Origin of the sequence: Ferrigenium straubiae, from assembly GCF_051257895.1 — a bacterium.
Taxonomy (GTDB): domain Bacteria; phylum Pseudomonadota; class Gammaproteobacteria; order Burkholderiales; family Gallionellaceae; genus Gallionella; species Gallionella straubiae.
Map to the genome: position 1 here is coordinate 923745 of NZ_CP194331.1, position 23494 is coordinate 947238.

Sequence of the window (23494 nt, forward strand, 5' to 3'; positions counted from 1 at the left end):
ATAACCGCATTGCGCGCCGCCCAAGCGGCAGCCAAAGAAGGCAGCGCTAGTCTTCCGCCAGTAAATCCAGTTTCTTCGCCAGCCACTTGGTGGTGGTGGCCTGGATCAGAATGGTCACGAGGATGGCGATGAAGGTCACCGAGGCGATGATCTGCGCGCCGGGCGCTTTCATACCGACCAGCATGCCGGCCAGCGCACCGGGGATCACGCCGGTCTCGCGGGTCCAGCACATGAACAGCATCTCCCTGAGGCTCCACTTGGCGCGGCGATCCGGCAGGGTACACAGGAACACCGTCGCCGGACGCGCGACCAGCATAAACACCGCCACCACCGCTCCGCCTGCAAGCAGGTACTGGTTCATCAGGCCGAAATCCACCTGCGCGCCGAGCAGGATGAAGATAAACATGCGCATGATCAGCGCGGTGGTCATGATGAAATCCTCGAGGATGGCCTCGTCATGCTTGACGCGCTCGAAACCGAAGGATTCCTGGTTGCCGAGCATGATGCCGAACACGAACACCGCCATGAAGCCGCTGGCATGCATGCCGTCCGCACCCATGTAGGCGCCGATCACCGCCATCAGGGTGACCACCGGCGCATATTCGGCGAGGAAACCGAATTTTTCATGCGCGATAAAGAAGGCCGCCATGTAACCCAGCATTCCGCCGATCATGATGCCCAGCAGCGATTGCTTGAGCAGGTCGATGAGCGCATCGCCCGCCGAGAATTCGCCCGCACCCATCGCAATACCCAATATCGTAAAAGTGAGGATGGCGCCCATCGCGTCGTTGAAGGCAGACTCGCTCATCACCGTCTGCGCGACGCGCTCCCTGATCCTGACCTGCTTGAACACCGGCACCAGCGTCGCCGGATCTGTGGAAGCGAGCACGGCACCGAGCAGCAGCGCGACGATGACGGGAACACCGAGGAAATAATAGGCCGCTGCGCCGGTGATGGCGCCAGTGATCAGCACGCCGACGGTAGCGATCACCACGATGGTGATCCATACCTCCTTCAGCACCTTGAGGCGGATCGTCGCGCCGCCGTCGAACAGGATGTAGCTGGCGCCGAAGATCAGGATCAATTGATTGATCGCGGAATCGGCCTTGATGTCCACCAGCCCCAAGACGCTGGGGCCGAGCAGCATACCTACCAGCAGGAACACCACCACGTCGGGCACCCGAACCAATCGGGCCAGCAGGCCGGAGAAGGTTCCCACGGCGAGGACGATGCCGAACACCAGCAGGACATGCTTGGCCAATTCAAGTGAGGCTGAGGTTTCCATTATGATCTTTCAATGCAAGCGCCAGAAGAACAGGCGCGCTTATCCCGGCGCAATCCCATCGGCTTTTCGATGGTTTATCCCATCGGGGCATTAGCGTCCCGGGTGCCTGGGCAGTATAATGGCGCAGAAATAAAATTTCTGCCCCGTCCGCGTGCCCGCCGTTCGTTTCCTTGAGTCGATTTTTCCATTTTTTCGCATCTCCTGTCGGTTTTTACTGCTCTAATTCGCCTCGCCAATCTGTCTTTCGTTCGTTATATTTATCGCTGCATCATTCATCTTCCCATTTCGCGCTTTTAGCGCGTGACATCGCGTTTGCCGCAGGCGCAGATGGCTTGGCCAATGCTGGCGATCAGGGTACGCGAGGTCTTGTCATGCAGGGCCTGCAAGTGAAGTAACGCCCTGCTGCCGTGGTCGATGATCCCCAACAGGGAGTGCAGCTTGCCATGTGCATCGGTCTTGCCGGTGAGGTCGATGGCCCAGATGAGGTTGCGTGCCACGAGCTTCGGTTTGGCATGCTTGAGCTTGCGGCGCAGGATCTGAATCTCGTAGTTGTGACGTTACAGGATGTAGTGGACACAGTTTTTTTCCACGCTGATCCGGCGGAAAGCGGCAAAGCGGCGATTGCAGGTGTCGGCGATGGTGCGGCATCCGGCTTGCAGCATGCGCGCCTTGAGGCGAGGATTTCGGTCTTGAGACCTTCGGGTTTGCGGGGCGAATGGCGATGTTTGCCCGCATCGACCGGTACGGGAACTTATGGCTGCAGCGATGATGCGCAGGAACGTGAAACCTGCAACAGGCGCTCGGCACAGAGCTGCAACAGTTCGATTATCGTCAACAATATCAGCATTTTAAATGACTCGAATTAGTCACGCTGATCGTGCGCCATCTTCCGTTCATGGTTCCATATGCCTATCCTGAGCAATGCCGAAGGGCTCGCCACGAACGGAGGGATTATTCAGCGCTTCCTTATTCTGGACAGACATCTTTAATTTCTGCTTTCGACTCAGTAGTGTCCGGTCAGAGTCTGGCTATTTGATCGCCGCACATCCAAAAAAGTAAGCTACGGTCACTCTGCTTCGCCGACATCATCGAAGCAGTCATGACGCCAGCCGCACTCCTTCTTGTCGCAGTAATTGCTGTTGGATGTGGCATAGCAAGGAGTCTGCCCATTGTTGACCTGTATCTGCCGAATAATTTCGGCCTGCAAGCTGAATGATTTGATTTCTACTGGCTTTGCGATGGTTTCGGTGTTCATCGGCGGCTCCTTGGTTAGATTTCGTGGCGAGAAATCTACCACCGTAACCGGAAGATACCTATATGCCGAAATGCCTATATATTCCGGCCTATTGACTGGAGGGGTGAACTAGGTCTGTGCAGGAAACTTATGTTTGTGAAGGGGCCGGATCGCCCGGCCTGGTCATTTGCAGTAGGTATTGATGTCCTGCTGGGCTTTTTCGATGCGCTGGCGGCGCTGGTTGTCGTCCAGGTAGGAGCGTTCGCCTTTGGCGTCGATCTCGACCAGGCGCATCCCCTCCTGCAGGACGCGCAGGTTCTGTTGGGCGGCGGCACAGTTGACTTTCTCTGCGTCTACCCTGGCCTGCTCCTTGGCAGCCTTGTCGGCGGCTTCCTTCTTCGCCTGCTGTGCCTTTTTCATTTCCGCCTCGCGTTCCGCGATGGTCTTGGGCCCGGCGGGCGCGCTCGTGGCAGCCACGCCGCTTGTGCTCACGGGGGCCTCAGCCGCCGAAGGAAGGCGCAATTTCTCCACCTTCACGTTGGGAGGCGGAGGCTCGTCGGAATAATGCACCTTACCGTTTGCGTCCACCCATTTGCTGAGCCCGGCAAAAGCGTTTGCACTGGCCAGCACCAGCAGAGTCAGCAGAATTTTTTTCATCGCGATCGCCCTCGTGGTTCAGGAGTCATTTCAGCAGGCCTCATCCCCTGCGCCGTTTGCGTCTAAGTCTAGCACAGGGGATTGCGGCCGCACAGGAAGCACGGTCTGCCCGCAATGGACATGGATTGGTGCGATTGATAAACTTGCGGCTCCGGCATCCTGCCGGGCATCGATACACCGACCGGAACCAGACCCCTTGGAAATGCAGCTTCGCTTCCCGTGCCGTCGAGCGGCCTGCCTTCTCCGCACGACGGAACGCGGCTGATGGACATCCTGACCCACGGCCTGCTGGGCGGAACTCTCGCCCAATCGTACAGCAGGAAAGAAGAGACGCGCGCCGCGACGGCGACGGGCTTCCTTGCCGCACTGGTCGCGGATGCCGACGCGCTGATCCGCTCCGACGCCGACCCGCTGCTGGTGCTGGAATACCACCGCCAATTCACCCACTCGCTGGTTTTCATTCCCGCCGGCGCCCTGCTGGTTGCGCTGCTGCTCTGGCCCGCGTTTAAGGCACTCCGGCGTCCGATCGGCTTCCGCCGCATCTACCTTTACGCCCTGCTGGGCTGCGCGACGAGCGGCCTGCTCGATGCCTGCACCAGCTACGGCACGCACCTGCTGTGGCCGTTCACCGGGGAGCGCATCGCCTGGAGCATCGTGCCGATCTTCGACCCGCTGTTTTCGCTAGTTCTCGGCGCGGCGCTGCTGCTCGGTCTGCGCTCGCGCAAGACGATGGCGGCGCGCGCCGGCCTCTTGTTGGCAGCGGTCTACCTCTCCCTCGGCTGGTTCCAGCACCAGCGCGCCGAAGGCGCAATGCGCGCGACCATCGCACAGCGCGGGCATGAGGCCGCAAAACTCACCGTCAAGCCGACCATGGGCAATCTGCTGCTGTGGCGCTCGATCTACCGCTCCGGTGGAATCTACTACGTCGATGCGGTGCGGGTGGGCGGAACCGCAAAGGTTTATCCGGGCAATACCGCGCGCGCCTTCGACCTGTCGCGCGACCTGCCGGGGCTTGCTCCGGGTTCGGTGCTCTACCGCGACATCGGGCGCTTCGATTTCTTCTCCGACGGCTACCTCGCCCTGCATCCCGAAGATCCGGGCCTGCTCGGCGACGTGCGCTACGCGATGCTGCCCACCAGCACACGTCCGCTGTGGGGCATCCGCCTGGACATGCGGCAGCCGGAAGCCCATGCGCCGTTCGAGGCCTCGCGGCAGATGTCGCGCGAGGAGATCGACCGCTTCATCGATATGCTGAGGGGGAAAGATTGAACAAGGCCAGAACCGTGGAACGCCGCGACTACAGCCACGAGGTGCGCAAGCACCGCTTCCTCTGGGTGCGGGTGGTCTTCGCCGCACTGGGCACGCTGTTCCTGCTGGTCGGCATCATCGGCATCGTCACGCCCATCCTGCCGACCACGCCCTTCCTGCTGCTCGCCACCGCGTGCTACGCACGCTCGTCGCACCGCTTCTACAACTGGCTGATGAACCAGCCGGCCCTGGGCCCGCTGATCGTCGAATGGCGCACCTACCGCAGCATTCCGTGGCGGATCAAGCTGGTGGCGGTGACCACGATGACCCTGACCTTCGGCAGTTCGATAGTTTTCTTCATCAAGGACGGCTGGCTGCAGCTGGCGCTGGCCTTTTTCGGCCTGACGATGGTGGCCTGGCTCTACCGCATCCCGTCGCGCGACCGCCCAAAGCCCTGACTACTTGTGGGCGTCGCTCTCGACGGTTGGCTTGTGCTTCGCCAGCCATTCCCTCGCGAGGGATTTCGCCTTTTCGATCTGCTCGGGGCTCATCCTGGCTTCAATCCCTTCCATGTTGTAGCGGGCGGCCTCAAAACCTGCTGTCACGGCCAGGTTGTACCACATATGCGCCTCCACCGGATCGGGCTTTACCGTTGTGCCCAGCCCTTGTTCGTAAACCTCGCCGAGAACATATTGCGCCTCGGAAAACCCCTGCTCCGCTGCCTTGCGAAACAGCGACACGGCCTCCCTGTCGTCCTGCTTGACCCCGGTTCCATTCTTGTACATCACACCGAGCGCAATCTGTGCCGGCGCGCTGCCCTGTTCGGCCGCCTTGCGGTACCAGAATGCGGCCTTCGCGTGATCCTGCGGGATGCCTCGCACACCGCCGTACATGCCCCCGAGGAGCAGTTGCGCCTTCATATCGCCCTGCTCCGCAAGGGGTGTGAGTTCCTTCATTGCAACGGTGAAGCTGCCTCTCCTGTAGGCGGCGACCCCTTCCTTGAGACCGGCCTGCGCGGCGGTGCTGCCCGCGAGGAAGACGATAGCCAGGACGAGCCCGAGCGATTTTTTCTTGATTGACTTGTTCATGATTTACCTTGATTGCAGAGAGAAAATAACTGGGAAAATTATACGGCATGCCGCAAAACAGCGGCCGGAAATGCAGGGCTATTTCGACTCCATCACCCACATCCCGGCCCAGTCGTCGGGTGGCGGATTGGCCTTGAGGTGCCCGGCGCGCTCGATGTAGAGCTTGCTCGGCTTGTCGTTGGGGTTGAGCGCCGCGGCCTCCTTGAACAGCTTGATGGCCTGATCCCAGCGGCGGGCGCGATAGGCGGCCAGCCCGTCCTTGAACAGCTCCAGCACCTCGGCAATATTGGGGAAGGTCTCCTCGGTGTGGTAGGCGAGAATTTCGTAGATCGACACTGGCTCGGTCTTGCCCTTGACCACCACCAGGTCGATCTCCCTCTTGCGGTAGGTGCCCTGCAGCTTGCGCACCGTGAATTCGCTGATGAGGATTTTCGTGCCGTATTGCTTGCACGCCGACTCCAGGCGCGAGGCGAGATTGACGCCGTCGCCGATGATGGTGAAATCCATGCGCTTCTTCGAGCCGATGTTGCCGGACACCACGCTGTCGGTATTCAGGCCGACGCCGATATTGACCGGCAGCCTCCCCTCGCCGATGCGCTGATGGTTCCATTTTTCCAGTGTCTTGATCATGGCGACCGCGGCGCGCACCGCGCGGTCGGCATCGTCCTCATGGTTCTCCGGGATGCCGAACGCGGCCATGATCGCGTCGCCGATGAACTTGTCCAGCATGCCTTCCTCGTGCTGGATGCAATCCACCATCAGCGTAAAGTATTCGTTGAGCAACGCCACAGTCCCCTGCGCGCCGAGTTGCTCGGTCAGCGTGGTGAAGCCGCGGATGTCGGAGAACAGCACCGTGCATTCGACGTTCTTGCCGCCCAGCACCTCAGCGCCCGCGGCGACCAGCCGGTCGGCGATGCCGGGATCCATGTAGCGCGACATGGTGGACTTGATGCGTTTCTCGCTGCTGATATCCTCGATCACGAACATCGAGCCGATATGCTTCTGGACGGCGTCGAGCAGCGGCTGCACGGTAAGGTTGACCGACAGCGTCTCGCCCGCCGCCTGCAGCGGCGCGTCCATGGTGGTCTGCTGCTGCCCGCCCTCGGCCACCTGCCTGAGCTTCTCCAGCACCCAGGCATTATCGCCCGCGAAGAACTCCGCCGCCGGCTTGTGCAGCACTTCTTCGGGGCGCGCCTTGAGGATGCGCAGGCCGGCCGCATTGCAGGTGGCGATGCGCTCATTCTCGTCCAGCGTGATCAGCCCGTTCGACATGGACTCCAGCATGGATTCGTTGTAGTTCTTCATCGACTGCACGTCGGCGAACAGCTTGGCGTTTTCCAGCGCGATGGAAATCTGCGCAGTGAAGGCGCGCAGCCGCGACTCGTCATCGCTCGTGAATGGCCCGCCGCGCCGGTTCAGCACCTGGGTCACGCCGATGGTCTTGCCGTTCTTGTTAACGATGGGCACGCACAGGATGGAGCGCGTGAAGAAGCCAGTCTTCTTGTCGAAGGCCGGATTGAAACGCAGGTCGGCGTAGGCATAGGGAATGTTGATGGACTTGCCCGAGGTGAACACAGCGCCCGCGATACCGAGATGGTTGGGCAGGCGGATCTGCATCGACTCCAGCCCCTGGCCGACTTCCGACCATAGCTCGCCGGTCTTTTCGTCGTTGAGGAACAGCGTCGAGCGCTCGGCATTGAGCATGCGCGTCGCCTCGCCCATCACGCGCTGCAGCAGCGAGCTGAGCTTGATGTCGGCGGTGACTTCGGAAACGATGTCGATAAACTCCATTTCCTGCTTGTGGCGTGCCTTCATGCGCTCGATAAACTGTGCGCTCTGCAGCGCGAGCGTCCCCTGGCTGGTCATCGCCTGGAGCAGATGCAAATCATGCTGGGTAAATTTGCCTTTGAGCTTATTGAGAGTCTGCGCGACACCGATGACTTCGCCTTTCAGCGTCTTGATCGGCACGCACAGAATGTTCTGCGTGACAAAGCCGGTCTGCTCGTCTATGGAACGGTTGAAACGCGAATCCGAATAGGCGTCATGAATGATCAGCGGCTCGCCGCTGGTGAACACGAAACCAGCAATCCCGCTGGTGTTGAGCATGCGGATCTCACGCTTGATGTTACCCTGTACGGCGCGCGAATAGAGTTCGTTGGTGGCCGGATCGTTGAGGAACAGCGAGCCGCGCGCGGCGTTGAGGTGGGTGGTGGTCATTTCCACCAGAGCGTTGAGCACCTCGTCGAGGGTGTCGAACTCCGCCATCCGGTGCGAGACAGCAAGCAGCAATTCGGCCGTGTGCAGGCGGCGGCGCTGCTGCGCGTCGCTGTCGGCGGCAGATTTCTTTTTTCTGGTTTTGGCGGTCGGCTGGTCCATTTTTGCTGGTTCGAGTTTCAGGCTGCGGCTTTGGCGGACAACGCCTCGACCTGCTCGCGCAAGGTGCGGATTGTGCCATGCAACTGGGCGATTTCGGCATTCGCCGTGCTGACCGCCTTTTCGATGCCGCTTTCCTTGTCGATGCGCGCAATTTCAAGGCTATCGCGCAGTGCTGCGACAGTCGCCTTCAATTGCTGGATGTCGTTGTGGCTGGCGGCAACGGCCTGCTGCACCGCCCTTTCGCGTTCCGCCCGCGCCTCCTCCAGTTCCTCGCGCAATGTGACCACGGTAGCTTCAAGCTGTGTGGCCTCGGCCTTGGCGTCCACGGCAGCTTTGCGCAGCCGCGCATCCGACTCCGCTTGGGCATTCTCCAGTTCCTGGCGCAGGGCCAGCACCGTGCGCTTGAAATCGCGCAACTCCGCCTGTGCCTGGATCAGTTCGTCGTTCTGTTGCGCCATCCCGGATTCCGCCGTGTTATTAGTACCGCTGCCCATCGCCGGCGCATTCTACCATCGGCGACCGGCTTTTGCGGATAGCGTGCCCTGCAAACGGCAGACAGAAAAAAGGCCAGCTGGGGGCTGGCCTTTCGCTACCCGCAAAGCGGTATCGATTAAGCGCGCTTCTTGAACTCGTTGGTGCGGGTGTCGATTTCGATCTTGTCGCCGATCTCGATGAAGGCCGCGACGGGCAGTTCGTAACCGGTGTTGATCTTGGCGGGCTTCATCACCTTGCCGGAAGTGTCGCCGCGCACGGCGGGCTCGGTGTAGATCACTTCGCGCACGATGGTGTTGGGCAGTTCGACGGAGATCGCCTTCTCGTTGTAGAACACCACTTCGCAAGGCATGCCGTCTTCGACGTAGTTGATCGCGTCGCCCATGCATTCCGCCTCAATCTCGTACTGGTTGTATTCGCCGTCCATGAACACGTACATCGGGTCGGCGAAGTAGGAATAGGTGCACTCCTTGCGGTCCAGGATGATCTGGTCGAACTTGTCGTCGGCGCTGTACACGGTTTCTTTTGGCGCCTCGGTCAGCAGATTCTTCATCTTCATCTTGACCACCGAGCCGTTGCGGCCGGAACGGCTGTATTCTGCCTTCAGCACAACCATCGGGTCGTTGCCGATCATCACAACATTACCTGCGCGGAGTTCCTGTGCTGTCTTCATGTTTACTGCCCCTCAATTTTGAAGGCGCGCATTCTACCGGTTTCCCGGAAAAAATCCAGTAGATTCAACGCCAGATTGTTTTCTGCCAATTCCAGCGCCCAGCCCTGGGCGCGCTGCCGCAGCATAGACTGGTGCTCACGAAAATCGTTCCATGCCTGGCCGACCGGAATGGGCAATGCTCCACCGCTGTTCCACGCCTCCCACAGCCCGCGCAGCGCCGCTTCCGCTTCCGGCGGCAACCCGGCGCAATACCGCGCCATGAATGCGCTCAGCTTCTGCATATGCACACCGTCGTGCTGCGGGTAGATATGCCAGACGAAGGGCCTGGCCGCCCACTGCGCCCGCACGCAGGAATCCTCGCCGCGCACGAAGTTGATGTCGCACGCCCAGAGCAACTCATCGTAACGCTCCTGCTCGACGAACGGCAGCACGCGCACTTGCAGCTTGCCGCGTGAGTAGCCGGCCCTCTCCCCTAACCCCTCTCCCGCAAGCGGGCGAGGGGAATCCGGATCGCCGAAGTATTGTCCCACCTGCGGCAGGATGCGCCCCTCCGGCACGAGGCACAGCACCGGCTGCTCGCCGCCCGCCCAGGCGTCGAGCAGCCCCACCAGCGCATCGTTCTCGTAGCCGAACAGCGAGACCTTCAATGTCTCTTCACCCGGCACTTCCATGCCGAACGACGCCCAGAACGCCCGCTGCCGTACGGCATCGTTCCGGAACGCATCGCGCTGCGCGAAGAGGTCGCGCTCCAGCAGTAGCCCGCCAGTTTTTGGAGTAAACCCCGGGAAGAAGAAGTACCGGGTCAGCGGCAGGCTGGGCTGCGGCGAAGGCAGCTTGTGGTGCGTCCCTACCCATTCTTCCGCGCTCAGGTATTCGAGATTGATCCACACCGGCTTGGGCTCCCGCGCCGCCATCGCCTCGAGGTAGCCCTGCGGCAGTTTGCAGGCGAACGCCTCGACCACCAGTTCGGCGGGCTGAATCGCCTCCTCTTCCCCGTTCGCCCTGAGGTATCGAAGGGTGAACGGCCTGTCCGCCCCCTGCCAGCGCCGCACCTCCACACCCCGGCAATGCTGGACATCCCGTGCCGCGTCCGCCTCCGGGCACAGCTTCACCAGGCTGTCCAGATCGTCCACCCACAGCCTCACGGTCAGCCCATGCTCCTGCGCCAGCTGCCGCGCCAGCCGCCAGCACACGCCGATGTCGCCGTAGTTGTCGATGACATTGCAGAAGATGTCACAGCGGTTTGGTATGTCGTTGATCATAGAAGAAATAGGCGGCAGACTGGATAACCCTTATCATATTGTCCCACAATGGACAAAACTAATTCGTGCCCGTCTGGTCTTATGGCGCAACTGGTCACCAAGCCAGAGATAAACAAAGGAATAAGCCACGTGAATATCTCGCCCGTTTCTGTCTTGCTTATGAAATCCCAGGTGTTGAGTTCGCTGACAAGCTCGGCGTCTAATGCCAAGGGCAACGACTCATGGGCGGCCATGTTCTCGCTTCTGACTTCAAAAAGCGGCGCCCAGCCTACCCAATTATCCTCAGACCCGCTATCCCTGCTCATCCAGAGCAGCAATGTAAACCAAAGCAGCAGCACAAAAGGCATCTCCCCCACTGGCCGCAATATGGCGCTAGCCGATCCTGAATCGGCCTACACGATGATGACAGTCATCAACAAAAAAGATGTTTACTACAAGGCCCAGTTCTCGGAACTGAGCCAGATGAAATCAGCTATCTCCCGGATGCAGGATGCAGGTCTGAGCCTGGGCAGCATTGTGTCATCCGACGGCAATGACAGCATAAAGTCCCGGTTGCAGGCCTTTGTGGGGCAGTACAACAACTGGATTCAGAGGTTTGCTCCCGACTTGCAGGAAGGCGGTTTGTTATCCGATACCCGGGCAGCCCAAGTGTCTCAATACGAGTTGGAGCAAAGCGTTAGCTACCGTTTCTTCGGGATCGAGAAGGGCGTGCACGGCCTGGGCGATCTGGGCATCGCTATTGCCCCCGGTTCCCGGTTGGCCTCCCTGGACACCACCAAACTGGACTCGCTACTGGCAACCAACAAACAGGGTGTCGTGGATGCGGTACAGGAATTCGGCACAAATTTTGCCAAGTCGGCAAGCTTGCTCAATTCGGACGGCAATTTTGTCTTGAGCCGGCTCGACAACCTGAATCGCGCCATTCATTACATCGCCGACAACAAGGACTCATTGCAGAAGGAGTTCGGCACCGGCGACGCAGCCAAGCCTGCGGGGCAGATCGCCCAGGCGCTGGCCGCATATAACCAGACGTACGGCGTTTAGAACCTGTTTCAGGGCAAAATCAGTCAAATCACTTTCGCAAGCACTGTTTTCACTCCGTCCGCAACGCCTCCACCGGGTCTAGCCTCGCCGCGCGCCTCGCCGGCATCACGCCGGCCGCGAGGCCAATAGTCGCCGCACTGAGTTCGGCGACCACCGCGAATTCCCACGGCGTGTGCACCGGCAGCGCAGGAAATAGCTGGTGCAACGCCTGCGCGATGCCGACTCCGAGCACCAACCCGGTGAGTCCACCCAGCGCGGAGAGCAGCATCGCCTCGCCGAGGAACAGCGCCAGCACCTGCCGTTCGCGCGCACCCAGCGCGCGCAGCAGGCCGATCTCCGAGGTGCGCTCGGTGACGGCCATGGTCATGATGGTCAGGATGCCGACTCCACCGACCAGCAACGAGATGCCGCCCAGTGCGCCGACCGCGAAGGTGATCACATCCAGCACCGAGCCGAGCACTTCGAGCGCCTTTTCCTGCGGAACCAGCGTGTAGTCTTCACTGCCGTGCCGCGCCGTGAGAATGCCGCGGATGCCCGCCTCGACCTGTTCAAGCTCGGCGCTGGGGCGGTAGGTGACGTGGATTTCCATCAGGCCGGAACGGTTGAACAGCTCCATCGCGCGCGCGGCGGGAATGTAGACGGTGTCGTCCAGGTCGAAGCCGAGCACCTGACCTTTCGGCTCCATCACGCCGATCACGCGGTAGCGCTGCCCGCCCACGCGCAGGTAGCTGCCGAGCGGGTTCTGCCCGGCAAACAGTTCCTGCCTGATCTTGGCGCCAAGCACGACGAAGGCGCGCGCCTGCTCGGGGTCGTCGCGGGGCAGGAAACTGCCGGTCTGCACGTACATGCGCAGCGCCTGCGGCATCTCGGGGCCGACGCCGGACACGATGGTGCGGCGCGTCTTGCCGTCGGCGCGCACCTCGGCGTTGCCCGTCACGCTGGGGCTGATGTATTCGACATAAGGCAGGCGGCGCAGCGCCTCGGCATCGTCCAGCGTGAGCGGCCTGACCGAGCCGAGCATGCCGACGCTCGCGCCGTGAGTCTGCTTCTTGCCCGGCTGGATGCCGATCAGGTTGGTGCCGAACTGGCTGAACTCGGAGAGCACAAACTGGTGCAGCCCCTCGCCGATAGAGGTCAGCAGGATCACCGCCGCAATGCCGACCGCGATGCCCAGGCCGGTGAGAAAGCTGCGCACGCGGTAGGCGAGGAAGCTGGATGAGGTGAGGCGGATCAGGTCGGGAAATAACATTTCTCGGGCACCTCAGCTCCGCGCCAGCGCCATCACCGGATCGAGCCGCGCCGCGCGCCGTGCGGGCCATACGCTGAACAGGATGCCGGTGCCTGTTGCCGTACCAAACGCCGCGAGCACCGCCCACCAGGGGGCTGCCACCGGCAGCGCCGGGTAGATTTGCGCGATCACCCGTGTGCCGATCTCGCCGAGCACCAGCCCCGCCACGCTGCCGATGCCGGAGAGCAGGATCGCCTCAGCGAAGAACAGGTTCCTGATCTGGCTCGCCGGCGCGCCCAGCGCCTTGAGCAGGCCGATTTCCCGGACGCGCTGCGAGACGGCGATGAGCATCACGTTCATGATGAGGATGCCGGCCACCGCCAGGCTGATCGCGGCGATGCCCGCGACCGCGAGCGTCAGCGCGCGCAGGATGCGGTCGAAGGTGGCGAGCACGGCGTCCTGCGTGATGACCGTCACGTCGCGCTCGCCGTGCCGCTGCGCCAGGATCTCCTCGGCGTCCCGCTTGGCGCGCTCGATGGAATCGCGGCTTTTCGCCTCCACGAGGATGCGGAACAGGCCGACGGTATTGAACAGGATGTGCGCCGAGGCGACCGGCACGATGACGATCTCGTCGGTGTTGAAGCCCATCGATTCGCCCTGCGCCGCGAGCACGCCGATCACGCGGAAGCGCCGGTCCCCGAGCCGCACCCAGGCGCCGATGGCATTCTGCTGACCGAACAGCTCGCGCTTGAGCTTGGCGCCGAGCACGCACACCGATTCGCTGGAATACACATCCCCGGCGGGAAGAAACTGCCCCTGCCCCATGTTCATGTGGCGCACCTCCAGCAGGTCGGCCGTCGAGCCCAGCACGGCCACTTCGCGGTTGAGCGCATCCCGCGAAATCTGCGATGCACCCACCGTCAGCGGCGCGATGCGCCCGATGGCGCGGCTGCGCAGCAGGGCCTGCGCGTCGTCCAGCGTGATCTCGCGCGGAATCTGCCCGAGCAGCATGCCCGGCCCGAATCCCGTCGTCTCGGTGCGGCCGGGAAACACGATCAGCAGATTGGTGCCCAGCGAGGAAAACTGGCCGACGACATAGCGGCGCGCCCCTTCGCCGAGGCCGGTGAGCACCACCACCGCCGCCACGCCGATGGACATCGCAAACATCATCAGCAGGGTGCGGGCACGGCTGCCGCGCAGGCTGCCCGAGGCAAACTGCACGACATCGACGAACCTCATGCGCCCGCCGGCCGGCCGGTCTCGCCGGTGATCCGCCCGTCCACCATGCGCACCTGGCGTGCCGCGCGCCCGCCGATGACCGGGTCATGGGTCACGAGGATCAGCGCGACCCCCTGCCCGACCAGTTGCTCGAGCAGGTTCATCACCTCCTTTCCGGTGGCCTGGTCGAGGTTGCCGGTCGGCTCGTCGGCCAACAGCACGGCGGGGTGCATGCTGGTGGCGCGTGCGATCGCGACGCGCTGGCGCTGCCCGCCGGAAAGCTGGTCGGGCCGATGGTCGGCGCGGTCCGCGAGGCCGTAGTTTTCCAGCAGCTGCGCGACGCGCGCCTTGCGTTCGGCGGGAGAAACCCCCGCCAGCATCAGCGGCAGCTCGATGTTCATCGCGGCGGTGAGGCGCGGCACCAGATGGAACGACTGGAACACGAAGCCGACTTTTTCGCTGCGCACCTTGGCCTGCTGCCGGTCATCCAGGTCGGTGACGTCCCCGCCGTCCAGCCGGTAAGTGCCCGAGGTCGGGCGGTCGAGCAGGCCGATCAGGTTGAGCAGCGTGGATTTTCCGGAGCCGGATGGCCCCATGATCGAGACGTAATCGCCCGCCGCGATCTCGAGATCGATGTCGCGCAGCGCGGCAACCTGCTGGTCGCCGACGGTGAAGATACGGCTGATCTGGCTAAGCGCTATCATTCAAACACCACTCCGGTTGGAATTCACGGGTGGGATGCAAGCAACTGCCTGCACCCTGCTTCGCGAATCAGAAAAGAAGTATCTTGAACCCTATCGATATCAAGACGATTCCGCCGAAAATTTCCGCCTTGTTTTCGAGCCAGGTGCCGCTCTTCCTGCCGATCAGAACGCCGGCCCAGCTGAAGGCGAAAGTCGTTGTTCCGATGATGAGGCAGGCAACATAAGGGTTTACCTCCAGCAGCGTCAGGCTGAATCCGGCCGCCATCGCATCGATGCTGGTAGCGATGGCCAGCACCAGCATCATCTTGCTGGTGACGTCGGAGATGTCCTCTTCGATGCCTTCGCTGAGGCCTTCGTAAACCATTTTCGCGCCGATCAGCACCAGCAGCCCGAAAGCGATCCAGTGGGCATAGGCGTCTATCCAGCCCAAGATACCCTTGCCGCCCAGATATCCGATGAAGGGCATAAGAGCCTGGAAAACGCCGAAGTAGAAGCCGGCTTTCAGCGCCAGGCCGGGCGTGTCTTTCTTGGCGCCCAAGCCGATGGAGACAGCAAAGGCGTCCATGCTGAGCGCCACCGCCAAAATAATCACTTCTATCATTTTGCGGTCTTCGCAGCCTCCGGCTGCACGCGCACGCCGGCCTTCACCCCGGCCGCATCGAGCGACATCACCACGCGGTCGCCCTCGTTCAGGCCGGAGGTAATCTCGGTGTATTCCCAGTTGGCCAGACCGGTCTCGACCTTGCGCTCTTCGAGGACGCCATCCGGCCGGTAGAACAGCACGCGCTTGCCTTCCAGCAGGGTCTGCGTGGGGATGCGCAGCACCTTTTCATGGGAGGCATGCACGATCTCGACGTCGGCGCTGTAGCCGATCAGCAGGTTCTCCTGAGTAGGCGGTTCAACAAACTCAACTTCCACCTCCACGGTGCGCGCCTGCTTCTCCAGCTCCAGCACATAGGGAGCGATGCGTTTGACCTTACCGGCGAAGGACTTGCCCTTGATCGCATCCAGCACGATGCGGCCTGGCTGACCCACCTTGATGCTGGCCGCGTCCACCTCGTCGATCGGTGCGCTGACGAACATGCAGCTGTCGTCGATCAGGTCGATCGCGGGCGGAGTCGGGATACCGGGCGGCGAAGGCGTGGTGTATTCACCCAGTTCGCCGCTGATGTCGGCCACGACACCGCCGAACGGCGCGCGCAGCACCATGCGCCGCAAACCGGCCTGCGCCACGTTGATGCGCGAACGCGCCTGTTCGATCTCGCTGCGCGCCGCCGTGCAGGAAGCCCGTTTGGCTTTTGCGTCCGCCTCGGCGCGCTCCAGTCCTTCCGGCGAGATGAAGCCGCGCTCGCGCAACTGTCGCGCGCGCACAGCCTCCTTGCTGCTCATCTCCGCGATGGTGCATATCTCATCGACACGCGTGTTCGCCGTATTAAGCTGCTGCTCCGCGAGCCGCGCCTGCGCCTGCAGGTCGTCGTTCCACAGCTCCAGCAATATCTGGTCGGCCTTGACCCGGTCGCCCTTCTTCACCAGCAGGTGCGCGATCTGCCCGCCCACCGGCGGCGCCAGCTTGGCGCGGCGGCAGGCCTTGACTGTCCCCGCACGGGTGTTGCTCACCGTCGCCTCCACCGTGCCGCGTTCAGCCTTGGTCAGTTGCACGCGAACCGGCTCGGGGCGCGTGAAATACCAAGTCGCCGCCGCCAGCAATAGCAGCACCGCGAGATAAGGGAGGTATTTCAGGAGGCGATTTTGTTCACGTTGCCGAGACAATGTCATGCGATTTCCCCAAGTGCTGGGTCAGCCATGCTGACAGAATGTTGGGCTTGCATTGGCCCCGGATTGGATGGTGCTGGAGAGAGGAATCGAACCTCCGACCTACGCGTTACGAGTGCGTTGCTCTACCAACTGAGCTACTCCAGCAGAAACGGGGGCGATTATAGAGGACGCGCTGCGACAAGGGAACATTTAGAGCGTTGGCGCTCCTCATTATTGCAGCGCGCTTATTACTGCAACGCACGGGGCAGCGGGAATATGACGTTCTCGCGGATGCCTTTCAGTTCGGTGACGCTCTCCGCACCCAATTCGCGCAGGCGCGCGACCACGCCCTGCACCAGTAACTCGGGAGCGGATGCGCCGGCGCTGATACCGACGCGCGTCTTGCCGGCGAACCATTCCGGCTGCAATCCGCCGGCATCGTCCACCAGATAGGCCGGCACGCCGACCTTGGCCGCGACTTCGCGCAGCCGGTTGGAATTGGAACTGTTCGGCGACCCCACCACGATCACCACGTCGCATTGTCTGACCAGCAGCTTGACCGCATCCTGGCGATTTTGCGTGGCATAGCAGATGTCGTCCTTCCTCGGCCCGGTGATATTGGGAAAGCGCGCCTTGAGCGCGGCGACGATGCCGCTGGCATCATCCACCGACAGAGTGGTCTGTGTGACAAAGGCGAGATTATTTTCGTCGTTTACCTTGAGGCCGGCGACCTGTTCGGGCGATTCGACGAGGTAGATCCCGCCGTCGCACTGCCCCATCGTGCCTTCCACTTCCGGATGCCCCGCATGGCCGATCATGATGATTTCCTTGCCCTGGCCGCGCAGCCGCGATACCTCGACATGCACCTTGGTCACCAGCGGGCAGGTCGCATCGAACACCGTCAGGCCGCGTGCCTCGGCCTCGCGGCGCACCGATTGCGGCACGCCGTGCGCGCTGAAAACCAGGATGCTGCCGGGCGGCACTTCGGCCAGGTCTTCGATGAATATTGCGCCCCGCTGGCGCAAGCCGTCCACCACGAATTTGTTGTGTACCACCTCGTGGCGCACGTAAACCGGCGCGCCGTGCAATGCCAGCGCACGCTCGACGATGGTGATGGCGCGGTCCACACCGGCGCAGAAACCGCGCGGATTAGCCAGCAGCAGATCCATGCTTGCGCTCCTTGAGGCTGTCCAGGATCAATAAAAACGCGCCGCAGGTAATCGCTGAATCGGCGACGTTGAAGGCCGGGAAGTAATATTCGTCCCAGTGGAAATGCAGGAAGTCCACCACATGGCCGTAGGCGATGCGGTCGATCAGGTTGCCCAGCGCGCCGCCGAGGATCAGGCTCAGCGCCAGCGCGAACAGCGTCTGCGCGCCGTGCCTGCGCAGCAGCCAGACGATCCATACCGAGGCGACAACGGCGATCCCGGCGAACAGCCAGCGCTGCATCCCGCCCGCATCGCTGAGGAAGCTGAATGCCGCGCCGGTGTTGTGTGCCAGCACCAAGTCGAACACGCCGAGCACAGGAAGGCTCTCGCCCAGGACAAAGTGGCTGGTGATCCACGCCTTGCTCGACTGGTCGAGCACGATCACCAGAAAACTCAAGCCCAGCCAGCGATTAAGCATAGCGCCGCGCCTCGCCGCCGCCGAACAGGTTGCTCACACACCGGCCGCAAATGGTCGGGTGATCGGCATCGCCGCCCACGTCTTCGCGGTAATGCCAGCAGCGCTCGCACTTGTCGTGCAGGCTCGCGGAGACATCGATGTGCTGGTCGGCTTCCGTCGCGACGCGATGCACCGTGGCACGCGAGGTGATGAACACGAAGCGCAGGTCGTCGCCGAGGCGCGCCAGCACGTCGTAGTCCTGTCCCGCCGCATACACGTCCACTTCGGCGGCCAGCGCCGAGCCGATCAGTCCGACGGTACGCGCCTCTTCCAGTTGCTTGTTCACCCTGGCGCGCCATGCGGTGATAGCCTGCCAATCGGCAAGACTCACCGCTTCCCGCGACTTGGCCGGAAGCGCGTGCCACTCGCCAGTGAACACACTTTCGTCCTCCCTGCCGCACAGCACCGCCCAAGCTTCCTCGGCGGTAAAACTCAGGATCGGCGCCATCAAGCGCACCAGGCTGTGAGTGAGGTGGTACAGCGCGTTCTGCGCGGAGCGGCGCGCCGCGGAATTTTCCCCGGCGGTGTACAGGCGGTCTTTCAGGATGTCGAGATAGAAACCGCCCAGGTCTTCGGAACAGAAGGTCTGCAATTTTTGTGCGATCAGGTGGAATTCATAGCGTGCGTAATCTGCGACCACCTCGTCCTGCAAACGTTCCACCAGCGCCAGCGCATAGCGGTCGATCTCCAGCCACTGCTCCACCGGCAAGGCATGCCGCTGCGGGTCGAAGTCCGAGATATTGGCGAGCAGGAAGCGCAGGGTGTTGCGGATGCGTCGGTAGCTCTCCACCACGCGCTTGAGGATTTCGTCGGAGATGGTCAACTCGCCGGAGTAGTCGGTCAGGGCCGCCCACAGGCGCAGGATGTCCGCGCCGAGCGTATCGAGCACCTTTTGCGGCGCGATCACGTTGCCCTTGGACTTGGACATCTTGTGACCCTGCCCGTCCACGACGAAGCCGTGTGTGAGCAAGGCCTTGAACGGCGCGCGGCCGTCGATCGCGCAGCCGGTCAGCAGGCTGGACTGGAACCAGCCGCGGTGCTGGTCGGAGCCTTCGAGGTACAGGTCTGCCAGATAACCATCCGGGGCCGAGCGCAGTTCCGTGCGGCGCCGCAGCACCGCCGCATGCGTCGTGCCCGAATCGAACCATACGTCCAACGTGTCGGTGAGCTTGCGGTAGTGCACCGCGTCTTCGCCGAGCAGGTCCACCGAGTTCAGGTCGAACCATGCCTCGATGCCGTCCTGCTCGACGCGCTTGGCGACTTGCTCCAGCAATTCCGGGGTGCGCGGGTGGAGCTGCATCGTCTCCCTGTGCACGAAAAACGGCATCGGCACGCCCCAGTTGCGCTGGCGCGATACGCACCAGTCGGGGCGGTTGCGGATCATCGCCTCAAGACGCGCGCGCCCCCAGGCGGGAAAGAATTCGGTACGTTCGACCGCGCGGTTCGCGAGGTCGCGCAGCGTCTGGCCGTCGTGGCTCGCGTGGGAGCGGCCTTCCCGGATCAGCCTCTCGGCATCCGCCGCGATCGGGTAGGCGGCGTTATCCATGCCGATGAACCACTGCGGCGTGGAGCGGAAAATGATCGGCGTCTTGTGCCGCCAGCAATGCGGATAGCTGTGCTGCACTTTCTCCATATGCAGCAGATGGCCGCTGGCCTGCAACGCGCTCAGCACGATGTCGTTCGCCTTCCACACGAACACCCCCGCCAACGGCGTATCGCCGGCAGGCGGCGTGGTAGAGATGAACTTGCCGTCGTCGCCTACCGGATTGTCGGTCGGCAAATGGTATTTCTGGCCGACGAAGTAGTCGTCCAGGCCGTGCGCGGGCGCGGTGTGCACCAGACCGGTGCCCGCTTCCAGCGTGACATGTTCGCCGCAGATGATAGGTACGATGCGGTCGTAGAACGGGTGCCACAACGGCAGCAATTCCAGCATCGCACCCTTGCAGCGCCCGGCTGTTTCGCCACTCAGCTGATAGCGCTGCAGACAGCTTTCCATCAACTCCGCAACCAGCAGCAGATAACCCCTGCCGGTCTTGATCAGGCAGTACTCATGCTCGGGATGCACGCTCACCGCCTGGTTGGCGGGCAGCGTCCACGGCGTGGTGGTCCAGATCACCGCATAGACTTTCGCATCGACCGGCAACGACACGCCGAACGCCTTCTCCAGCGCAACCCTGTCCTTGACCTCGAAGCCCACATCGATCGCGGGCGAGGTCTTGTCCTCGTATTCCACCTCGGCCTCGGCCAAGGCCGACTGGCAATCCAGACACCAGTTCACCGGCTTGCGCCCCTGGTAGAGGTAGCCGCGCTCGTAGATGCTGCCGAGCGCGCGCATGATGTCGGCCTCGGTCTGGTAGTCCATCGTCAGGTAGGGGTGCTCCCAGTCGCCCAGCACGCCGAGGCGGATGAAATCCTTCTTCTGCCGCTCGATCTGCTCCCTGGCATATTCGCGGCACAGCACGCGGAACTGCGCGGGCGGGATCGCCTTGCCGTATTTCTTCTCCACCTGCAACTCGATCGGCAGGCCGTGGCAGTCCCAGCCCGGCACGTAAGGGGCGTCGAAACCCGCGAGTGTCTTGCTCTTGACGATGATGTCCTTGAGGATCTTGTTCACCGCATGGCCGATGTGGATGTCGCCGTTCGCATAGGGCGGGCCGTCGTGCAGGATGAACTTCGGCTTGCCCTGTCTGGCCGCACGGATTTTTTGGTAGCGCTGCTGCGCCTGCCAGTTTGCGACCATCTGCGGCTCGCGCTTGGCGAGGTCGCCGCGCATCGGGAAAGGAGTATCGGGAAGATTGAGCGTGTCTTTGTAATCGGTCATTTCGGGTAGTCAATCATTTCGTTTAAACCATTGCTTTGCGTTCTGCACATCCAGCGCGATCTGCCGCGTCAGCGTTTCCACATCGGGATATTTTTCCTCGTTGCGCAGCTTGTGCAGGAAATCCAGGCGCATGTGCCGGTTGTAAATCTGCTGCGCAAATTCGAAGAGGTGCACTTCCAGCACCGGCCTGCCGCCCTGATGCACCGTCGGGCGCACGCCGAGGCTCGCCACGCCCTGCAGCACGCCCATGCCCTCGGCATGCGCCTGCACCACGAAGATGCCGGACAGCGGCGGGCGGTTGTGCTTCAGCTGGATGTTGGCAGTCGGGAAACCGATCCGCCTGCCCAGGCCGTCGCCATGCTCGACGCGCCCGCTGATGCTGTAGGGGCGTCCCAGGTAGGACTGCGCCTTGCGCATGTCGCCCTCCGCGAGCGCCGCGCGCACCGCCGTGCTGGAGATGCGCACGCCGTTGTGCAGCACGCTGCGCACAGCCTGCACCTCGAAGCCGTGCTGCATGCCGATTTTTTCCATCAGCGCGAAATCGCCGGCGCGCCCGCTGCCAAAGCGGAAATCGTCGCCGATCAGCACGAATTTGGCCGACAGTTTTTCATGCAGCGCATGAATGAAATCCGCTGCGCTCATCTGCGAAAAACGCGCATTGAAGCGGCACACATGCACGCGGTCGATGCCCATCGCGTCGAACAGTTCCAGCTTCTCGCGCAGATTGGTCAGCCGCGCCGGCGCCTGCTGCGGGGCAAAAAACTCGCGCGGATGCGGCTCGAAGATCACCACCGCCACCGGCAGGCCGCGCGCCTGCGCCGCAGCGCGCAGTTCGCTCAGCAACGCCTGATGGCCCAGATGCACCCCGTCGAAATTGCCGATGGTGAGCGCGACAGGCTGGGTGTCGTGGGAATGGAGTCCGCGAAAAATCAACATGGGCGCGGATTATACCCGACGGGTACCGGGTTACGCCCAGTGTCTTACAGAAGGATTTCTTCGCCCTCCCGGGCCAGACGGCATTCCAAACCGCCACTTTCCCCGGAAAGATTGGCCAGCGCCTTTGCAAATTCCCGTTCCAGCGCCTCGTCACTGCGGGTGGGCTCGTGGTGGGTGCAGTACACGATTTTTGCGCCGGCTCTTTTCGCCATCGCGATACAGGAATCGAAAGTGCCGTGCCCCCAGCCCCTCTTCGACGGGTATTCCCCGGTCGTGTAGGACGAATCGACAATCAGCACATCCACGCCGCGCATCGCCTCGATGATGGACTTTTCCTTGTCCTCGATCAGCGCCTGGTATTCCTCGTAGCCCTCGTCCTCGGGGGCATAGATGTTGTAGGGAGGTTCGTAATCGCCGGTAAAGAACACCGATTTACCGTTGCAGTCGATGCGGTAGCCGAAGTTGATGACCGGGTGGTTGAGCAGCGTCGGCGTGATCGTGGCCGAGCCGATCCGTACGCTCTGCTCCGGCATCAGGGTCTCATATTCGATGCTGGCCTTCATTTCGGCCTTGCGCACCGGGAAAAAGCTGTACTGCAACTGCACGTCCATGACCTGCTCGATGCCGCACCCTGAAACGGGATCGAATGCGCCATGCAGGCGCAGAGTGTTGCCGGGAATGAAGACCGGGATGAAGAACGGCAGGCCCTGGATATGATCCCAGTGGGTATGGGTGATGAAGACGTTCGCGGTAACCGGCATTTCCCTGAGCAGCGTTTGCGACAGCGCAAAAATCCCGGTGCCGGCGTCGAGGATGATCAGCTCGTTATCGTCGGTGCGGATTTCGATGCAGGTGGTGTTGCCGCCGTACTTGGCGGTATGGGGTCCGGGCGACGGGATCGAGCCGCGCACGCCCCAGAATCTGATTTTCATGCGTCGACTCCGACCTGGGAAAACAATTGTGCTTCCTCGGCCATTTTCGACAGGTCGCCGAGGGAAGCGATGACTGCATCGAGATCGCCGCCGAAATAGTTGCGGGCTGCCGGTGGCAGCGCCTCGACGCAGGGATCGCCGCTATCGCCGAAGGACATCTTGTTGCTGATCTGGTTGGCGGTATAGACGCTGGCCCACATCCCGCTTTCTGCACCTTCCGTGGAATGGTGGTTGCGGATGCAATCGACCAAGGCCGGATGGAATTGCCACTTCTCCGCCAGCATCGAACCCACGACGCTGTGGTCTACGCCGATAACCTGGCTTTCCGCCACATGCAGCGGTATGTTCTCGCTATGGCTCTTCTGCATCGCCTGACTGAACTCGTCGGCCATAAACTGTGCGAACACTACCTTGCCGAAATCATGCAACAACCCCGCAATATAGCAATCCATCGGGTCGGTGCCCTTCAGCTTGCCGCCCAGTGATTTTGCGATGCCGGCAGTGGTCAGGGAGTGCAGCAGATAGCGCTGCATATCGAAACCGGCGTCATTGTACTTGGGCAGAATGCCGACCGAGGCGATGCCGAGCGCGAGATTCTTGATGGTATTGAAGCCGAGGAAAGCCACCGAGTGGTTGACCGAGGTAATCTTGCTGGGCAGGCTGTAATAGGCCGAGTTGAGCACCCTGAGGATCTTGACCGTCATCACTGGGTCTTTTTCGATCACCTGCACCAGATGCTTGGGCTCGCAGTCCAGGTTCCTCGTCAGTTCCAGGATTTTCTGCACGCTCTTGGGAAAGGCAGGCATTTTTTCCACGGCCAGGGTGAGTTTTTTTGCCAGTTCCGGCGAAATCTGGTTCATGTCGTCGAATAAATTG

The 23494-nt window shown here is 62.0% G+C and carries 24 protein-coding genes and 1 tRNA gene; 4 read left to right on the plus strand and 21 right to left on the minus strand.

Going from position 1 to position 23494, the window contains the following annotated elements:
- Positions 1-46 precede the first annotated feature (46 nt).
- Positions 47-1285 (minus strand): cation:proton antiporter, encoded by a 1239-nt coding sequence (locus ACRRNM_RS04340; RefSeq protein WP_435627012.1) that lies wholly within the window; start codon positions 1283-1285, stop codon positions 47-49.
- Between the two features lie 293 nt (positions 1286-1578).
- Positions 1579-1782, minus strand: coding sequence for a hypothetical protein (locus tag ACRRNM_RS04345; RefSeq protein WP_435627013.1), 204 nt, complete (start codon positions 1780-1782; stop codon positions 1579-1581).
- A 15-nt stretch (positions 1783-1797) separates the two neighbouring features.
- Between ACRRNM_RS04345 and ACRRNM_RS04350 the strand changes: the two genes are divergently transcribed.
- Complete coding sequence (locus tag ACRRNM_RS04350; protein WP_435627014.1) at positions 1798-2151, plus strand: hypothetical protein; 354 nt, start codon at positions 1798-1800, stop codon at positions 2149-2151.
- A 200-nt stretch (positions 2152-2351) separates the two neighbouring features.
- On the opposite strand, the gene ACRRNM_RS04355 is transcribed toward ACRRNM_RS04350, so the two are convergent.
- Both ACRRNM_RS04355 and ACRRNM_RS04360 read right to left on the minus strand, forming a co-directional pair.
- Positions 2352-2540: a hypothetical protein gene (locus ACRRNM_RS04355; RefSeq protein WP_435627015.1), complete on the minus strand. Its 189-nt coding sequence runs from the start codon at positions 2538-2540 to the stop codon at positions 2352-2354.
- A gap of 162 nt (positions 2541-2702) precedes the next feature.
- Complete coding sequence (locus ACRRNM_RS04360; RefSeq protein WP_435627016.1) at positions 2703-3176, minus strand: DUF4124 domain-containing protein; 474 nt, start codon at positions 3174-3176, stop codon at positions 2703-2705.
- A 264-nt stretch (positions 3177-3440) separates the two neighbouring features.
- Between ACRRNM_RS04360 and ACRRNM_RS04365 the strand changes: the two genes are divergently transcribed.
- Entirely contained in the window at positions 3441-4445 is a 1005-nt protein-coding gene (locus ACRRNM_RS04365) for a metal-dependent hydrolase (protein WP_435627017.1), read from the plus strand.
- On the plus strand, positions 4442-4882 hold the full coding sequence (locus ACRRNM_RS04370) for a YbaN family protein (protein WP_435627018.1): 441 nt from the start codon (positions 4442-4444) through the stop codon (positions 4880-4882). Before ACRRNM_RS04365 ends, ACRRNM_RS04370 begins: the two co-directional genes overlap by 4 nt.
- Here the strand turns inward: ACRRNM_RS04370 and ACRRNM_RS04375 are convergent, their stop codons facing one another.
- The 5 genes from ACRRNM_RS04375 to earP all read right to left on the minus strand — a co-directional run bounded on the left by ACRRNM_RS04375 (position 4883) and on the right by earP (position 10315).
- A complete protein-coding gene (locus ACRRNM_RS04375; protein WP_435627019.1) occupies positions 4883-5512 on the minus strand; it encodes a tetratricopeptide repeat protein in 630 nt (209 codons plus the stop codon).
- 78 nt (positions 5513-5590) lie between these two features.
- A complete protein-coding gene (locus ACRRNM_RS04380; RefSeq protein ID WP_435627020.1) occupies positions 5591-7888 on the minus strand; it encodes a GAF domain-containing protein in 2298 nt (765 codons plus the stop codon).
- A gap of 17 nt (positions 7889-7905) precedes the next feature.
- Complete coding sequence (locus ACRRNM_RS04385) at positions 7906-8346, minus strand: hypothetical protein (RefSeq protein WP_435627021.1); 441 nt, start codon at positions 8344-8346, stop codon at positions 7906-7908.
- A 152-nt stretch (positions 8347-8498) separates the two neighbouring features.
- A complete protein-coding gene (gene efp, locus ACRRNM_RS04390) occupies positions 8499-9053 on the minus strand; it encodes an elongation factor P (protein WP_435627022.1) in 555 nt (184 codons plus the stop codon).
- Positions 9054-9055: 2 nt separating this feature from the next.
- Positions 9056-10315, minus strand: coding sequence for an elongation factor P maturation arginine rhamnosyltransferase EarP (earP, locus tag ACRRNM_RS04395; RefSeq protein ID WP_435627023.1), 1260 nt, complete (start codon positions 10313-10315; stop codon positions 9056-9058).
- A gap of 81 nt (positions 10316-10396) precedes the next feature.
- Here earP and fliD point away from each other — a divergent pair, with 81 nt between their 5' ends.
- The gene (fliD, locus tag ACRRNM_RS04400) at positions 10397-11359 is read left to right on the plus strand and encodes a flagellar filament capping protein FliD (protein WP_435627024.1); all 963 of its coding nucleotides are present in this window, start codon (positions 10397-10399) and stop codon (positions 11357-11359) included.
- A 49-nt stretch (positions 11360-11408) separates the two neighbouring features.
- Here fliD and ACRRNM_RS04405 read toward each other — a convergent pair whose 3' ends face one another.
- The 12 genes from ACRRNM_RS04405 to ACRRNM_RS04460 all read right to left on the minus strand — a co-directional run bounded on the left by ACRRNM_RS04405 (position 11409) and on the right by ACRRNM_RS04460 (position 23478).
- Entirely contained in the window at positions 11409-12608 is a 1200-nt protein-coding gene (locus ACRRNM_RS04405) for an ABC transporter permease (RefSeq protein WP_435627025.1), read from the minus strand.
- Between the two features lie 12 nt (positions 12609-12620).
- A complete protein-coding gene (locus ACRRNM_RS04410) occupies positions 12621-13826 on the minus strand; it encodes an ABC transporter permease (protein WP_435627026.1) in 1206 nt (401 codons plus the stop codon).
- Positions 13823-14509 (minus strand): ABC transporter ATP-binding protein, encoded by a 687-nt coding sequence (locus tag ACRRNM_RS04415; protein WP_435627027.1) that lies wholly within the window; start codon positions 14507-14509, stop codon positions 13823-13825. Before ACRRNM_RS04415 ends, ACRRNM_RS04410 begins: the two co-directional genes overlap by 4 nt.
- Before the next feature lie 67 nt (positions 14510-14576).
- Entirely contained in the window at positions 14577-15110 is a 534-nt protein-coding gene (locus ACRRNM_RS04420) for a manganese efflux pump MntP (protein ID WP_435627028.1), read from the minus strand.
- Positions 15107-16285: an efflux RND transporter periplasmic adaptor subunit gene (locus ACRRNM_RS04425; protein WP_435627029.1), complete on the minus strand. Its 1179-nt coding sequence runs from the start codon at positions 16283-16285 to the stop codon at positions 15107-15109. The genes ACRRNM_RS04420 and ACRRNM_RS04425 overlap by 4 nt, the downstream gene beginning before the upstream one ends.
- 68 nt (positions 16286-16353) lie before the next feature.
- A tRNA-Thr gene (locus tag ACRRNM_RS04430) sits at positions 16354-16429 on the minus strand.
- A gap of 83 nt (positions 16430-16512) precedes the next feature.
- A complete protein-coding gene (gene ispH, locus ACRRNM_RS04435) occupies positions 16513-17433 on the minus strand; it encodes a 4-hydroxy-3-methylbut-2-enyl diphosphate reductase (protein WP_435627030.1) in 921 nt (306 codons plus the stop codon).
- Entirely contained in the window at positions 17414-17890 is a 477-nt protein-coding gene (gene lspA / locus ACRRNM_RS04440; RefSeq protein ID WP_435627031.1) for a signal peptidase II, read from the minus strand. Before lspA ends, ispH begins: the two co-directional genes overlap by 20 nt.
- Positions 17883-20750 (minus strand): isoleucine--tRNA ligase, encoded by a 2868-nt coding sequence (ileS, locus tag ACRRNM_RS04445; RefSeq protein WP_435627032.1) that lies wholly within the window; start codon positions 20748-20750, stop codon positions 17883-17885. The genes lspA and ileS overlap by 8 nt, the downstream gene beginning before the upstream one ends.
- A 9-nt stretch (positions 20751-20759) precedes the next feature.
- Positions 20760-21686, minus strand: a complete 927-nt coding sequence (locus ACRRNM_RS04450) for a bifunctional riboflavin kinase/FAD synthetase (RefSeq protein ID WP_435627033.1) — start codon at positions 21684-21686, stop codon at positions 20760-20762.
- Positions 21687-21730: 44 nt separating this feature from the next.
- Positions 21731-22618, minus strand: a complete 888-nt coding sequence (locus tag ACRRNM_RS04455; protein ID WP_435627034.1) for an MBL fold metallo-hydrolase — start codon at positions 22616-22618, stop codon at positions 21731-21733.
- Positions 22615-23478: an HDOD domain-containing protein gene (locus ACRRNM_RS04460; protein WP_435627035.1), complete on the minus strand. Its 864-nt coding sequence runs from the start codon at positions 23476-23478 to the stop codon at positions 22615-22617. The genes ACRRNM_RS04455 and ACRRNM_RS04460 overlap by 4 nt, the downstream gene beginning before the upstream one ends.
- Positions 23479-23494 lie beyond the last annotated feature (16 nt).